Annotated in this window: 10 protein-coding genes and 2 pseudogenes; 5 read left to right on the top strand and 7 right to left on the bottom strand. The window is 51.4% G+C overall.

Annotation, left to right across the window (positions count from 1 at the left end; all coding sequences use genetic code 11):
* Positions 1-87: 87 nt before the first annotated feature.
* From GOX21_RS16630 to GOX21_RS16620, 3 genes are all read right to left on the bottom strand, one after another.
* Positions 88-954 (bottom strand): replication initiation protein, encoded by an 867-nt coding sequence (locus GOX21_RS16630; RefSeq protein ID WP_170378670.1) that lies wholly within the window; start codon positions 952-954, stop codon positions 88-90.
* Between the two features lie 707 nt (positions 955-1,661).
* Positions 1,662-2,033, bottom strand: a complete 372-nt coding sequence (locus tag GOX21_RS16625; RefSeq protein WP_170378668.1) for a hypothetical protein — start codon at positions 2,031-2,033, stop codon at positions 1,662-1,664.
* Entirely contained in the window at positions 2,030-2,704 is a 675-nt protein-coding gene (locus GOX21_RS16620) for a ParA family protein (RefSeq protein WP_170378666.1), read from the bottom strand. The genes GOX21_RS16625 and GOX21_RS16620 overlap by 4 nt, the downstream gene beginning before the upstream one ends.
* A gap of 343 nt (positions 2,705-3,047) precedes the next feature.
* Here GOX21_RS16620 and GOX21_RS16615 point away from each other — a divergent pair, with 343 nt between their 5' ends.
* The 3 genes and pseudogenes from GOX21_RS16615 to GOX21_RS16605 all read left to right on the top strand — a co-directional run.
* On the top strand, positions 3,048-3,299 hold the full coding sequence (locus GOX21_RS16615; RefSeq protein WP_170378664.1) for a type II toxin-antitoxin system Phd/YefM family antitoxin: 252 nt from the start codon (positions 3,048-3,050) through the stop codon (positions 3,297-3,299).
* Positions 3,296-3,562, top strand: coding sequence for a Txe/YoeB family addiction module toxin (locus tag GOX21_RS16610; protein ID WP_170378661.1), 267 nt, complete (start codon positions 3,296-3,298; stop codon positions 3,560-3,562). The genes GOX21_RS16615 and GOX21_RS16610 overlap by 4 nt, the downstream gene beginning before the upstream one ends.
* 825 nt (positions 3,563-4,387) lie before the next feature.
* Positions 4,388-4,724: pseudogene (locus GOX21_RS16605) on the top strand (DDE-type integrase/transposase/recombinase); the annotation flags it as partial.
* A 239-nt stretch (positions 4,725-4,963) separates the two neighbouring features.
* Here the strand turns inward: GOX21_RS16605 and GOX21_RS16600 are convergent.
* Entirely contained in the window at positions 4,964-5,872 is a 909-nt protein-coding gene (locus GOX21_RS16600) for a serine protease (RefSeq protein ID WP_170378659.1), read from the bottom strand.
* A gap of 77 nt (positions 5,873-5,949) precedes the next feature.
* Between GOX21_RS16600 and GOX21_RS16595 the strand changes: the two genes are divergently transcribed.
* A complete protein-coding gene (locus GOX21_RS16595) occupies positions 5,950-7,545 on the top strand; it encodes a trypsin-like serine peptidase (RefSeq protein ID WP_170378657.1) in 1,596 nt (531 codons plus the stop codon).
* Positions 7,542-11,156: a caspase family protein gene (locus tag GOX21_RS16590; protein ID WP_170378655.1), complete on the top strand. Its 3,615-nt coding sequence runs from the start codon at positions 7,542-7,544 to the stop codon at positions 11,154-11,156. Before GOX21_RS16595 ends, GOX21_RS16590 begins: the two co-directional genes overlap by 4 nt.
* Before the next feature lie 72 nt (positions 11,157-11,228).
* Here GOX21_RS16590 and GOX21_RS16585 read toward each other — a convergent pair whose 3' ends face one another.
* From GOX21_RS16585 to GOX21_RS16575, 3 genes and pseudogenes are all read right to left on the bottom strand, one after another.
* Positions 11,229-13,040: an amidohydrolase family protein gene (locus tag GOX21_RS16585; protein WP_170378653.1), complete on the bottom strand. Its 1,812-nt coding sequence runs from the start codon at positions 13,038-13,040 to the stop codon at positions 11,229-11,231.
* 215 nt (positions 13,041-13,255) lie between these two features.
* Positions 13,256-13,944 (bottom strand): annotated as a pseudogene (locus GOX21_RS16580) (IS6 family transposase).
* Positions 13,945-14,356: 412 nt separating this feature from the next.
* A complete protein-coding gene (locus tag GOX21_RS16575) occupies positions 14,357-15,364 on the bottom strand; it encodes a hypothetical protein (RefSeq protein WP_170378651.1) in 1,008 nt (335 codons plus the stop codon).
* Positions 15,365-15,427 lie beyond the last annotated feature (63 nt).

Genomic DNA, 15,427 nt, shown 5'->3' with positions numbered 1-15,427 from the left:
GTCAACTGTGAAGAATTTAGGACTATCCTTGTTAATTCTTGGAATCCCGCGAGTTGGCAAGGATAGTTCGAGTCAACTGTGAAGAATTTAGGAGTAGTCCTCAAGGATAGGCATTTGCGATTTGCTCAACTCGGCAACAGGTTCAACCGTCTCAACGGCGCCTGCGATCCTAGCCTTCCGACCTGATTTATGGCGGCTCAGCTCCTGATAAGCAGACTTCTTTTCATCGATAGATTTCTCGTGCCAGAAGATGTTGACATGAGTCACCTTCTTCCCTGTTTTGATCGGCATGATCTGAATGTTAAAGTCCGCCAAAGCGTTGATTTCACTAACCGCTTTCTTGATGACGTGCTTGTTCAGAGATCCAAAAGCCGGATACTTCTTTTCTTCGATGGCGATGATGCGACGGAACTCATCGATGGGCATTTCTTCGTTGTGTTTATACCGAAGTTTCACCCATTGGGACGCCTGCTCGTAGAGTGAGATTGCGTACTTAGACGACAGGTGCATCAGCACCGGAATCTCGATGCTGCCCCAGATTTCCGAGTCTTTGATGAACTCAAACATCTCATCTGTGAACCGGTACTCCAGCACACCGTTCCGCTTGGAGACCCCCTTCTCTATCGTTGAGCTCAGCAGTTGTGTGGAAACACGCGTATCGGTCGCTGGATTATACATTACAACCAACGTCTTCTGGAGGCGCTCCAGGACCTGCTTCATTTCAGATGAAGATGCGTTATAGCCCTGAGCTGCAAGATCACTGACGGGAATCGTATAGACCTTACCCTTTTTGATCTTCTGCTGATGTGCATTGTGCCAAAGCACTGTCACAGCTCGTCTTTCAACAAGACTAAGCTGTTGATCTGCTTTCATTTTAATCAACTCCGCCGGCTTCATGGCTTGATCTGGAGTTGGCGTCAAATTGATGACAAGTTGCTTATCGTTACTGCTCATACCCGCAGCTTAGAGTGAGTCGCATAAAAATGAAAACACAATATTCCATTTTCACAGTAATCCTAAAAACCTCATAGTTAGGAGTCCTAAATCCTTCACAGAAAGTGGCTCCTAATTTCTTCATAGTTGGCATACAGCCTATGGATAACTCTTGGAGGTACTCCTAAAAACTTCACAGAAAGCTCCTAAAAGCCTCACAGAAAACGCCGGATTCTCCTAAATCCTTCACTCAACCACCTAAATCCTTCACATTTAAGTCGATAAGCCTTTGAAAATATTTATGTAATCGCTCTTGAATCTTGAATCTTAGAATAAGATAGAAGGGAGAGCTTGGAACTAAGACGACAGTGGGACCGCCCCACAGACTCCTAAATTCTTCACTTTTGCATTCTGCATTGAAATGTTTGGAACATTGAGAGGGTAGCATCTCATGACCAAGTGGCCAGCCAGAAACCCTCACGATCAAAAAATGAAACTCGGGAGCTCGCAAAATGTCACTATTCTGAAATTGGCCAAGATCGTTGAGCTGTATTCAAAGGATAGCTAGAGAAGCGCTCTGTCCAAACGCCTGAACGGCTGCCAACAGAGCTTGAAATTCCCTCATGGCATAAACGGTCTTAAAAATGAAAACGCCCAGAAAATCTCAACCTAGGCGTCTTACTGTGAAAAATGTAAGGCCCTGCCCTACTGAGCCGAGTATCTATCCATCATCTACTCCGCTGGATTAGCTCCAAAAGGATATCCATCGGTTCCGCGTTGCGCCCACCAATTTCTAACTCGAGCAACTTGTCTTCCAGGTCTAGAAGGCCCGCGATCTTGTCGTAGTATGAAAGTCGAGCGCGACCCACCTGACAGCTGCCTTTGAACCGCTCTATGATCTCGTGAGGGCCGCGAATGGAGACCTGAGCTTCGAGAGACACTTTTGGCTTACTTTGACGCTCCACAGGGGCCACAGGTGCCGATGCCGGGCTTCTTGACGGCCATTGTTCAACAACGGCCCCCTGCCCTTCCGGTTCGACCGGTTTTGGTTTGACAGGGCCCTTCAGAGCTCCGAAATCGAGATCATTGCGCTCGTTCATGCCACGGCCTCCTGCTTCGCCTGCTGGAAGGTCGCGATGATTTCTTTGGCGATCTCCCGGGCGTTTTCCTTTGCCTTGTCTACGCCACTCACATCACTTGGCAGACTATCCAAGTTGCCGCCGCTATTGTGAATGCTGGAAAATGCTGTTCGTGTCTTAAGCTCAGCCTCGAAGCAATCGACATTGTCCCGCATTTGCTTATTCAGCTTCTTCTCCAGCCGCGATTTAACTGCTGCTTTTGTGCGTGCGAACAGTACTTTGGCTGGAATATCGCGTCGCGATGCCCGGCTATCCAGTTTGATCTGCTTCAGTGTTAGGATTGCGTCCTCGACATCCTGCTGCTCGTCACCTGTCGGTACGATCACAAGGTCAGACATAGAAAACACGTAGCTGTTTAGTTTAGATGCCACGCCTTCTAGATCGACCAGAACGACGTCCGATTTTTCCTGCTCAGCTTCGATCACATCCATGATCCTATTTTCGTCGGCGCATTTGATCACTGTAATGCTTTTGGGATACGGACCCTTTTCGGCCCATCTGTTCACCCTGTGTGCGGGATCTGCGTCGATGATGCTGACTTTTAGTTGGTCTGCGAACGTCGTCCCCAAAACGATGCAAGCCGTGGTCTTGCCAGCACCACCTTTTGAAGTGGCGAAAGAGATTACGGACATTTTTTTGCTCCTGCTATTACCTGCCTTTGGATCAATCTATGCAGAGAAATCTCGCTCTAGCTAGATGAAGATAGATAGATAAATAATGATCTACCTTTCTGTTGCTAGACAACCATACATCTAGCTTAGTCTAGCTAGGTCTAGACTTCACCACATAAGTACAAAATTGCCGATAAAAAACAAGTGTCAACAAGTCTACATTAATATTTATCTAGATATCTTTAGATACATCTAGCATAGTCTAGACTAAAGCGAAGAGCCCAAAATTTTTGGTAGAAGCACAAAACTTGACATTCATCGAAGCCCGTACAATATACTGTACAACTCAAGAGGAGCTTAAAACATGGATGTCATGACGTACACCGACGCTCGAAAAGAGCTCAAAGGTGTCATGGATCGCGTTATCAATGACGCTGAAGAAATTGTGGTGACACGCAAGAACCGTGAATCCGTCGTAATGGTATCTTTGGAGACCTGGAACTCGATTCAGGAGACAATGCATCTTCTGTCGACGCCCAACAACGCGACGCGCCTGCGTGCATCTATTGCTCAGTTGGATGCTGGCAAGGGTGACAAACGAGATCTCATCGAGTGAAGTTAGTTTTCTCGGACCAGGCCTGGGAAGACTATCTGCACTGGCAGGTGGCTGATCCAAAGATTCATCAGCGCATTAACGACATGATCAAGCAGACGATGCGAACGCCATTCCAAGGTGTTGGTAAGCCTGAGCCGCTAAAGGGTGATCTCAGCGGCTGGTGGTCACGCAGGATCACCAAAGAAGATCGCATAGTTTATCGCGTAAGCGGCAAGGGAGATGCCCAGGAACTCGAACTCGCACAGTTAAGGTTCCATTATTGAGAGGGCAGGGGGGTATTACCCCCTTTGTAAGCTCGCTCCTTACATGAGGGGGTATGTCCCCTATTCATGGCACGTGGCAAGGTCGCCACTTCTGTTCTTGATGCTGCAAGATCGTGAAGAGCTGCAGTTTCCAATTTGTGACCATCAGAAGGAAGCTCTATGGACAATTCCTTCACCGGAACACCAAGTCCTGGCACGCCGCTGTAGCACGCGTTCAGCGATCAACAGGTTGGAACGCCCGGGCACCCATCTGGAAATATTTGGAAGAAAACTGAAAAACTCTTCTCTCCCCATTACTTCTTCCAAAAGAAAACAATTTCCTCGGGTAGGTAACCAATTTGTGGCGCCGTGAAGTAAGAAAAATCCGTTGAAAGGTACGAAAAGACCGGCGCAATGATTCAGGGTAGAAGAGGCACAATCCGGGAGCGGGGCAGGGGCCCGACGTCCGTTTTCTGAGTAAATCCATTTAAGCCTGATAAGGGATACTTATCGGGTGTAAATGGGATTTGAGAGTGTGTCGAAAGTAACAAGCAAAAATATTAGATTATGAGCGTAAAAAGGGAAGGGTGCCTAAAATCACTACAAAACCCGCTTCGGCTCTAAGGAAAGTTTGAGATGGCTCTGTTGCTAAGTTTTGGCTGTTGACGCCCAATCAAAACTGCTGTTCGAAAATGGAAGTCGTGTTGCTTCACTCTGAATAAACGTGGTTCGTTCACTGGATTGTTCCGTTTTTGGTATTGGGTGCCTTACCGTGATCTAAAAGAGATCATGCTTGAACGAGGTGTACTGGTGGGTCACAGCACGCTGAACTAAATGGTGACGCTATTCTTCGCTTATGGGTTTGAGGTAAACGGATAGCCGCGCAAGATTGTTATCGACAAAAGCGGGACCACCTCCGCTGGCACCAAAGCCATAAACAAGATGCTGAAAGGATTTGGGAGTCCGATGCGGATCGAGATGGTCAGGCCTAAATACCTGAACAAAATCGTGGAACAGGATCATCGTTTCATGAAGAGACGCACTCGGCCAATGCTGAGGTTCAAATCCTTCGCTTCGGCGGCGGCAATGCTCGATAGAAATCAATGTGACGCACATGATCCGCAAAGGCCAAATTACGCTTTATATCCGCACGTTTCAGAAGTTCCCGGAGCTGGTGGGATAACCGGCTCACCAACTCCACTGATGTTGTCGCCACAAAATTTGCGACAGAACCCGCCTACAATATTGCGCGTTGATTGAAGACGCTGTGCGGTCCCACTCCTTGTGGCTACAACTGTACACTCTGGACATTAGAGCCAGGTCGATTCATCCTAGACCCAACTCACTAGATACTGGGATTGAATACCTAGACGCTTTCTACTTAAGCTTGCACAGCATCATTTGAGTGAACTTCCGATGTGCTCAAAAGTTGCTCTGAACTTCTGTAAGCCAGTCGATGTAATTGGCGACATTTGTATAAACGCCAAAGAGTTCCGGCCGAGCGCAGCCGATGCCCCAACTCACGATGCCAAACTGAATCCAACCATCACCATTATTGTCGCTCTTTATTCCGATAAAGCCGCCACTATCACCCTGACAGCTATCGACGCCGCCTTGGGGGCGGCCGGCGCAGAACATATTGTCGGTGATGATCGGAGCTCCGCCGGGTAAGGTATTAAGGAACTGGCCATAATTCTCTTCGCAGGTGTCCCTCGGTTGCAATGCGACCGAAACTTCCTGCAGCACCGGCGTGCTTTGGCCGCCCTCCGAGGTGTGCCCCCAGCCAATGACAGTAACTTCGGCGCCATCCGCTAAGGCTGTAGAGAAATTGTCAACGGTCGCGGGCTGCGTCGTCTGGATTTCGATCGGGCGTTCAAGCTTCAGAAGCGCGATATCGTTATCCTTAGTCGCGGCATCGTATTCCTGATGCGAAACGATACGTTCCAACCCCACGCGTACGCCGGCCGGAGCAGCACCATTACCCGTGGGCAGCGTTTGCGATCCTGCATAAATTTGGACTTCCTCGGGAGCTGTAGCAGGAACACAATGTGCCGCAGTCAGGACCCAATCCTTGGCCACAAGCGAGCCGCCACAGAACTGGCCGAAGGCCTCGCTCCCTTCGGCCACATGCGACGCTATGAGCGCAACTTGGAAAGGAAACGCGCCCGGCTCGGCGGGTTCGCCCCCTACAATCTTGGGGGTCGGCATCTCCGCTGTCTGAACCTTGATGCGGTCAATGGGTCGGTCTTGTTGAGCGGTGGCAATTTGGGCCTGGAAGGTCAGTGCGAGACACAGGGGGAAAAGGCGGGAATTCCGAAGATAAATAGTCATGATACACCCTTGATTGAATCAAATTAATAATCATAAACTATATCATATTGATACTTTCGATCAAAACAGAGGTTTTGATGGATTTTAAAGCGCTAACATACGTTCTTTTTGCGATTATCGTGGCACCTCAAGCCACCGCCCAAACTGTCGAAGATGTGGCCTCGCGTGTCGAAGACGCCCGAAGTCTGTTGCGTGACCGATTTGCCGAAAGTGAAGTGACCGGGCGTTTTCTGGAAAAACTGGCGGGCGAATATGTCTTTTCACCTGAGGAGAGGATATTGCCCGTCGCCTTGGTTGAAAACCCGGATAGGATTGGAGCAATGGCCGTTGGCGTGCTTCTCGGAGTAAGCGGCGCGCTTGGGGAAACCGGGTCCCTAACAGTAGAGGAGTACAGGGTTGTCGCAAAACGCCAAGTTCAGACGGAGGCGGCACAAGCGACTGAACTTGTCCCTTTTTCAACGATTGGGGAAGGGTCAGGGGGCGCCCCCATCCGCCAGATTGTCGCGGGATTTGAGGCGGCCTCGACACCCGGCGCAATGAATGTTGCCACCAACACTCTTGACCGGTCGACCCCACTTGGCGTGAGGACGCTCGATAATGTCAGCGATATCCTTAGACAATATGCCCAAGCGGATTCCGCTGGACGTGCAAACTTGGCTCGAGAATGGCGATGGTTGCGCGTAACAATTGCAGATTTCTTCCCGGATACGCCTGGGTTCAAGGCGATCTATGGCCGTGTCGACAATTATCCAGCATGGCGATACAGTCGCATCTTCGAAGATTCCGCCTCTGTCGTCGCCATTGCGAAGGCGGGCAGCAACCGTGCGGTTTGTACCGGAGTGCTGGTTGCCGAAGATCTTGTGTTGACGGCAGGTCATTGTTTTGAAGCGCCTCCTGAGCATTACGAAGTCTGGTTCGGTTATGTGCAATTTCCAAACCTGACAAATGGCACGGTTGTGCGTCGGGAAATTGACCCGATGCCGGTCGCTCCCGCACTCGACAAATGGCCCAGGATCATTGCGCGCGATTTCGACAATGTTTTGCTTGACTATGCACTGGTTCGGATTGTGCCACCTGACAACGACGCCCATTTACCAGAGGCCGAATTGCTGCCCGGACGCAAGGTCGCTCCCAAACCCCAATGCCTGCGCGAGGGCTCTCCTCAGCGTGGAGATCCGATCTATGTGGTCGGCTATCCTCAAGCACGGCCGGCAACGGTACATGACAATGCGAGAGTCGAATTTCCATTCCGGATTCTTGATGGCAGCGACTTCGACCTTTTGAGGCTCGACGTCGAAGCCGACTTCATTGATACATCAGACCATTCTTCCGTTCTTGCAGAGCTTGACCAAAGCTATGTCATCGAAGACTCCAACGCCGCAATTCTTTCTTGGCGCAGGTTCTACGACATTCGCGAGGGCGGCCAGCCACGCATGGGGATTGTGGCAGACACCTTCCGTGGAAATTCCGGAGGACCAGTTTTCGACCGCGAAAACGACCAATGTGTTGTCGGCATCTTAAACAAGGGCATGCCTGACACGGGGTTACGCCGATCGGCCAGTTGGAAGGTGCACGAACGGGTCTTGCCGGCCACTGCGATCATTGAGGATCTGCGCCGCCATCCGGCTAGCGCTACTCTCATCGACAATAAGCTCTTGGATATCCGGAGATGATACGTCTTCTGCTGACGATATTGCTCCTCTCACCGAGCCTGTCTTATGGTCAGGCGGCTGAGCCACGGCTTCTTGTTTTCGCTGCTGGGATTGAGAATTACGAACACCCTGAGCTCGACAAACTTGAGTTCGCCGCGGATGATGCCAAGGATATCTTTGAGCGCTTCAGTGTAGTCGCAAATCTGGATGAACAAAGCGAATTGCATCTGGCAGATGATGCAGATGGTTCACATCTGACGGAACATAGACTGCGCAACGCGGTTCGCAGCTTTGCCAGAAAAATCAGGAATAACGACACGGTGGTGGTGTATCTTGGCGGCCACGGCACCCTTTCAAGCACCGGCGAGCTTCTGATCCTTCCCAGCGACTACGACCCTGTACCCGAACTAAACTACTTGGAATTCGACAGCCTTCGGGAAATTCTGGAGGAGCAGATTTCAGGTAACGACATCGCAGGGGTCAAGATCGCTTTTATCGTCAATGTCTGCGGAGCAGGAAATGCCGCCGAGCCTGGCGCAATACTGATGAACGTGCCAACGGATGACCGCATCATCGAGGAAGTTGCGCGACTCGCACGCGAATTGAGCATAGGCGAAGCCGAGGTTGCGGTGATTCCAGCCACGCCCAGGGGACGGAATACATTCGAGCAGGTCGAACTTGGACGCAGCATCTTTGCAAAACACATGATCGACGCGCTTGATGGCGCTGCGGCTGGCGTAGACGGTCTCCTAACAACAGGGGAAATTATCGGATATGTTGAAACGGCGCTTAAAGAGACCTTGCCGCGCAATGATGGCTTCGCAACGGATATCGTTCTTGGCCAGACCAGCCGACAACGTGGCAGCGATCATCTGAAATTAGGGACGGCATTGATGGGTGCAGCTTGGGCCGTTCAAGATTCCGATATTTCTCAAATCCTGAACGATCTTGCGCTTTTTCATTTTGACGAGGTACGTGGTCGCAATCCGGAGCAGTCGTCCAGGGCCCATTTTCGCAGCCTGCAACTGCGTATTCTTGGGCGGAAAATAAACAGTTTTGACGCCGCAACCGAGGCAGAAACCATATCACGAGCGGCACTGGCGGAGTCCGAAACTGAATTCCTGGACCTTTTCTCTGAAGGCCATGCCTCCCCGGTTTATGCCAGTTTTGCCGACTATCTTGATGCGCTCGAGGCTGATCCGGACGCGCGTATCCTGGTTCTGAAGATGAGCAATAGCTTCGCGACGAATTTCCCGGTAGCCGACGCGCTTGCGCTGCGGTTTGGTCGAAATAAAATCTTGTCGGTGACGTTGCCCGAATTTGGAACATCAACAGAAAAAAGCATGTTGCTTGCAGAAGCGGGCGCCTATCTCGGCCAATCCAGCGCCAACACACCACCGCTGGTCGTCTATTCCGGCAGTGAAGGAAAACCTCTTAGTTTTGACGGTGACTTGGGAGAATGTGAGCTCATATACCCGTGGGACAGAATTCTTGCAGAACTGCGCGAGAGCAACGGCGCGCCTTTTGTGTTTGTCTTTGATGCGCCTTGCGGCGGTATCCTGAAACAACAAGTGCCTAAAGACCAGATGCTTCTTCTGACCGCTGGACAGCCCAACGGTATGACCTTCACTTCCAATCCTCCCCAGCAACTCGGGTTTTCGATAGCTACACAAAATTCGCTACCCATGATCGCCCGCGATGGCACCAGCTCCATTCTTTTCAAAGGAATTTTAGAGAAGCGAACAGACGCCGAAATTTTTGAGGCGATACGCCTCCTTCATTCGAATTTCAACGAATTTTCGCCTAGCGATAACTGGACACCAGGAGAGCCCCTCTGGCAAGTCGCGGGCAGCTTTGATTTGTTGGCGCCTCTCGTGGATTCATTGGCGCCGCTAAGCGAAGTAGCATCAATGGCTGCGCAGGGCTGTCTGGACCTCGATCTCGCTACTTGTGTGACGCTGCAGAACAACGTTAGCGATTTCAGCATCTTCGGAATATTGGAAGACGCCGCACGTGCCGATATGGCGGGCGATATTCACAGCGCGGCTGAACTTTACGAAAGGTCCCTTGCCGCCATTGAGGCCCTTCCAGAAAATGGCGAAACACCCGGTCAGGCCGCCACCCAATCCGCTTTCGACGAACTCTCAAAATCGATCCTATCACGAATGCACGATCTGACTGGATCGGCCGCGCGGCGTGTCATAATCGCGCCGGTTGGTGTCGAGACTTATTTGTCTCCACTGATCGGCGATGTTCCGCATGCGCTTAAAGACCTTGAAGCCTATGTTATTGGCTTGGAACAAGCCGTAAGGCTCTCTGCGAGAGGCGCCGGAGGCAACGTGATCGAAATTGAGGCGATTCCTGCTCTCGTACCTACCACCGCCGAGGATATTCGTAGGCATATTTCTGATCTGGCTCAGATGACCACTGACCGGCCAAACGATGTGATCTTGTTGGTGTTCAGTGGTCGTGGGGATGAGCAGAGCGGGCGGCGGTATCTCGTCACGGCCGGGCAGGAATATATATCATCTGATTCTGAACTGTTGGAATTCTCAGACTTCAGCCAGCGGCTACGCGATCCCTATGCGTATCGGTTCGATCTGGCCGAGTTGACGGACATTCTGGCCGATCGTTGGGTCCTGGCAATTTATGATACTCAATTTTTCCGACCTGTCTTGTCGGACCGGCGAGATGTTATCCTCGAAAAACATCTCTACTCTTCGCACCCGCAAATTTCCGATTTAGAACCCGCATCAACCTGGTCGCGCGTGGTTCCCGTTGAGCCGCATACGCTGCGTCAAGTTCATCTCTGGGTCGATGGTCGTCTGACGCAGGCTATGACTAGACGCCAGGCCTGTGATCCAGGTGTCGAAACAGTGGACATCGCTTCTCCATTCGCAGCCGCGATTCTGCGAACGTTTGCGCAGTCAAATGGCGGGACATATCGTGAATTTTTGCGAAAACTAGAGGAGGATGACTGCATAGGAAGTGACAGGCTACCCGGGTCACTCGTAATGCAGGGGGATGTTGATCTGCCGGTTTTCGCCAGCGGTGATGGCGCGCGCTTCGTTCAATACTTCAGAAACGGCCAGGCGCGGATCGGCAGTGCTGTTCAGGCAGCATCGTATATGGCACAAGGCATGTTAGCACGCCACAGCGAAGCCGAGTTCGCGCTGACCGCAATGGCGCTTGAGCTTGCCAACGCGCGCCTGGCTCGCCGCAGGACTGAAATACCAGGTCGATCACCTGCTTACTGGTTGGCGCAGGCCCGTCAGCGAAACACGCTGGCTTCGCAAGTCGAAACGTCACAGATGAAGGCCCTGTATTGGGAAATAAATACGCGCGTCTATGCGGAAGGTGGTGAATTTGAACAAGCCCGCGAAAAACTGCGCGCAGCGCCGCTGGAAGTCCTAGCTAAGCGTGGTTTATCCAGCCTTCTTATCGAGTTCGCCGAAGGATCCTTGAGAACGCAACCTATCGAAGTCCTGACCCGGGTTGGCGAGCGACTGGAGGAACTGGAAGCCGCTACGGATGGCGAGATTGCTGGGATTTCACTCACGGCTCAACGTCTTGAGGAGCTGATACTGGCCGAACGAAATCGGTTGTCCGAAGGATATCGCATTCGCCCCTAGAGCATCTGGCATTAACTTCGTCTCTCTGTGGTCTGTAACTAGGTTGCCAAACAATCGAGCACAATGGGTAGGCTACCGCTGATTGAGTGCGTCGCGTGCTACGGCCAATAGGTTTGAGGAGGGGCGTATCAGGGTAATTATGGTATTAAATTGGGGCGCGGCTTTGAAGTATCCGGTCAACCGCTTAAACTGTTTTCCGCGGCGGTCCAGTCCTAAGTATCTTAAGGCGTTGGCTCCCAGGATGGCAATTTGGTCAGATTTTTCGAGTACGGATTCCTTTAACGCCTTGCGCACGTCGTTATAATAGCCCGCATGCTGGTTTTCACGACCAAGCATAGTCCAGTCCGAACCATACATCAGTCGAGATTTGAGGTTTTCGCTCCGATTCAACAGGTTATCCAGCAAATCTATGATTTCTTGCGACTGATCGCGATTGCTACCTGTAACGTCGGTCCAGTATCCCAGATCGACATAGACATTATTGTATTTCGCGATAAGTGCTGCGGCTTGCCATTCGTAGGCTTGCGTCTGGATTGGGCATCCGGGGGCGGTCCGGAACCGTTCTTCATCAAAGCCGCCAAAATGGGCGATGTTTAGTCTCAGGCCACTCCACTCCTTGGTTTCCAACACCGGTTTCCAATTTGCGGCCGATGCGTTTTGCCCGGTGCAGGCATCCGCGCCCAGTGAATTGTTGCCATGTGTTTTTATCGGGACATCTTCGGCAGCGCACCAGTCGTATAGGGCGCGCAACTCGTTGTCGATTTCTTGCCCGGTGATCCCGAGCTCCTGCAAGGCGCGGGGCTTGCCGGAGCCCGGTGCGTCGAATCTGGTGTTGCCCAACGGTAAAAAACCCATTGGTGGATAAAGTTTGATGCCCGCAAACCCTTGGAAATCGACGGATTTTTGGATGGTCCTCAGCCAGTTCGGGTTCCCGTTCTTGCGGTAAAATGCGGCACGCAATGGGCAAAAGGGTGCGAAAGGCAATATCAAAGCTCCGCGCTCCAGCAAAGCCATACGCGACAGGAGATCAATCTGATCCGTGATGTCCCGCCCGCTGCGATCAGCATCCCGGACCTGTCCGTCCTGAAGCCAATAGGTGAAATCCACAAGGGACGGAGAGAATACCTTGATACCATTGGACCCAAGAGGGTCGTTCGTGTCGGCCTTTGCAGTTTGATGGGCATATAACCGGATCAGCTCACCTAGGATGTCAACGCGGCTGCGCGTCAGTAGCCCGGCCCACATCAGGGTTTGAATCAGGCTCAGATCCGGGTTTTTGCGCTCGGACAGGGATTTGAAGCTTGGGTCGTCCCGAAATGCTTCATCCGCGTAGATGGCATCGGCGATCTGGCGGGCCTGATTGCCGGCACGGGCAGAATCGCGAATGTTACCGGCCCGTCCAACCGGATTTACCGGGATGTCACTTTCGGTCGCAAGCAGTGAAAACAGGATTTCGTCGCCGGTTGGCACGGGCAATGTGCCGTCGGTGATGAAAGCCCCCTGACGTGCGCGCCCAGCCGAATCCACCCGGCTTTCTAGCGCAACCAGCCCTGCCTCGACCGAACGGCGATCTTGTATCAACATATCCCCGCCGTCACGAACAGGCAGTCGTTGCAAATTCGCAGTTTCAATCAGTTCTTCCGACGCGGTAGGTGTCCCCCGGGCGGCCAACACGATGTCAACGACTAGGCGTACGAGGGATCGTGCGACTGATGGCCCTCCGGGTACCGGCGTCTCAGGGTCGCGCAGCAGCACCTGTTCTACAAACCCGGGTATTGGCACATCGGTTGCGTTGAATATGTGATTGTGAATGTCCACCGGCACCGAGGGTAGGCCTTCGGGGCTGATATTTCGGCCCTCGCCCTGGCCATAACATCCAGGCAATGCAGTCGCCGCCAAGCCCCCGAACAGTACTCTGCGCCTCGTAGGCATAACTGCGGTTCTAGTAGAATTCATAGAATTCTTTCCAGCTCTCCAATGATGAAAGCGTAGCCGATATCACTTTTATTTCAACTGGCATCATCGCATGGATTAGCGTGGATGGTCAGTTCTGACGGGGCCGCAGGCTGGGTTCTGTCGCAAATTTTGTAGCGGCAGCATCAGTGAAGTTTGTGAGCCGGGTATCCCGCCAGTTGGGCGAACTGCTGAAACGGGCGGAGTCCAAGCGTAAACTGACCCTTGCGGATAATGTCGACCAACTCAATGCCATTCAGGACAGATGCGGCTGAAGCGAAGGAATTGAAGCCTAGCATGGGCCTGATCCGTCGTTTGATGAATCGATGGACTTGTTCAATAGTGTTATTGATGTCCTTCCGCCTGACCATCTCAATCGGTATTGAGCAACCAAAGCCTTTCAGCTTCTTGTTTATGGCCGTGTTGGCGCCACTTTTGTCGATGACGATCTTGCGTTCTGTCCGTTCACCTAGGGGGCGCGAGCGAAGAACTTCGTCGCAGCGGCCTTGTTCCAGAACTTGGGCAGCATGAAGTCAAGAGCTTTGCCTTATTTATCGATGGCTCTATAAAGGTAAATCCATTCGCCTTTAACATTAACATACGTTTCATCCATGCGCCATGAACGGATTGTGGGGCGTTTCCTATACCGCGCGGCATCAGCTACGAGGTCGGCGTATCGACTGACCCAACCGTTAAACGTTGTATGATCGAGATCTACGCAACATTCCGCAATTAATTTTTCCAGATTGCGATAGGAAGCATCGTAGCGCAGATAGAAGAAAACGGCCTGTAGGATCACATCCTTTGGGAAGTGCGCACCTTTAAATGAAACCATCTTCTGTGCATTCCCAAGTTGAAACTCGGGCTGCTGGTATCCTAGGGGTTAAAACTCAAACATAAAGTTAAAGAAACTTGCGACAGAACCGAACCAATGTCGACGCGATTTTTGAAAGACACTCTACTATGCGTGCGAGAGAATTCGCAATTCAGCTAAGCGGCTGACCCGCCTCGGATCAATAGAAATTCAAACACCCGGCATCTTCCACTGCCACAATGCGTTCACTTCTGGTCATAGTCTCTTGGCCTGGTCGGGTTACGAAATGTGTTCGAAGGTCCGATTGTCCTGGACTTGGTCAAAGTGGCCTTCGCGTTGAAACCAATGAGATCCGAGATGTATTGGACTTCGGGATTTACACGGTTGCATGGTCGTCAAACGCGATCCCTTTGAAGTTCCGTCCAGCATTTGATCAATTACACTCGCTCGGATTAGCACGGCAGATCGCCAGTCGTTCCCGTTGTTTGATCAAGTCGGCCTCCGCCTTGAGCGCATTGGCCTGGTCGGCTGCGCTGGGTCCTTGAAGCTCGCCAACTGTTGATTCCGTAATACTTATCGCGTCCGCTGTACCTGACTCAGAAGCGTATTTCAGGGTTGAAAGTGAACCGGACTCAGAAAATGCAACCTGGAATTCTTGTTTCCCAAATGCGGGTCGACGTGGTATCGGAATTTTGTAGTCATTCCCGGGTAGCGCCATAAGGACGGATCCATTCCAGATTTTTTCATCTTTTTTGTCTGTGTGAATTCGAATTCGAACTTTGGTCAATTGCCGAGCCCACAAATAGTCAGACTTGTCCTCTGACCCGATTTCCACCGGATGGCTGAGGCGGGTCAGATCTGAACGGTCAATGTGGGCATGAACACTTCCAAATTCTTCTCCAATTAGTCTCGACAGGTAGTTGTGGTAGATTTTGCTCACCCCAACCGGTTTGAGTACTTGCTTACCAGCACCCGGAACGTTCATTGATTCAGAATATTGCAGCGTGAGTATGCCTTTGCTTCCATGCTTCTCAATATAGTCACACGGGGGAATATCTCCTGGCAGTGCGGATTTTGGGGTCCCTGTCAAACCAATAGTGTTCACCAAAGACAACGACGATTCAATTATCTGCTTTGCAGTCCCTGTTTGTGTCGCATTTATACTTTGCAATCGACCATCATCGTAGAACTTCACTGTGACACTCGGATCAGTAAATGTGGATTTAAGTTTTTGTAAATCGAATTCTCGACGCGCGCCCAGATCCGCTGAATTTACGATCACAGGGCTGACGGCATCGGTGATTTCAATCTGACCGCCAGAGCTGCAAGTCAACGCTCGTGATACATCCAGACGTAGCGTGCTCTTAGTCAGGTAGTACTGCGTCGAAACATCGGGAATCTTTGTACATCCGGAAAGAATGAAGCAAATAATGAAAAACACTCGAGAGAACATAAAAAAAGTCGCTCTTTTATATCGGGTCTTTGGACAGATTCACACAACCTT

The organism is Ruegeria atlantica (assembly GCF_013032005.1).
Classification (GTDB): Bacteria; Pseudomonadota; Alphaproteobacteria; order Rhodobacterales; family Rhodobacteraceae; genus Ruegeria; species Ruegeria atlantica_A.
Note: the sequence above shows the minus strand (reverse complement) of the source record. Positions and strands in the feature narration are given on the sequence as shown.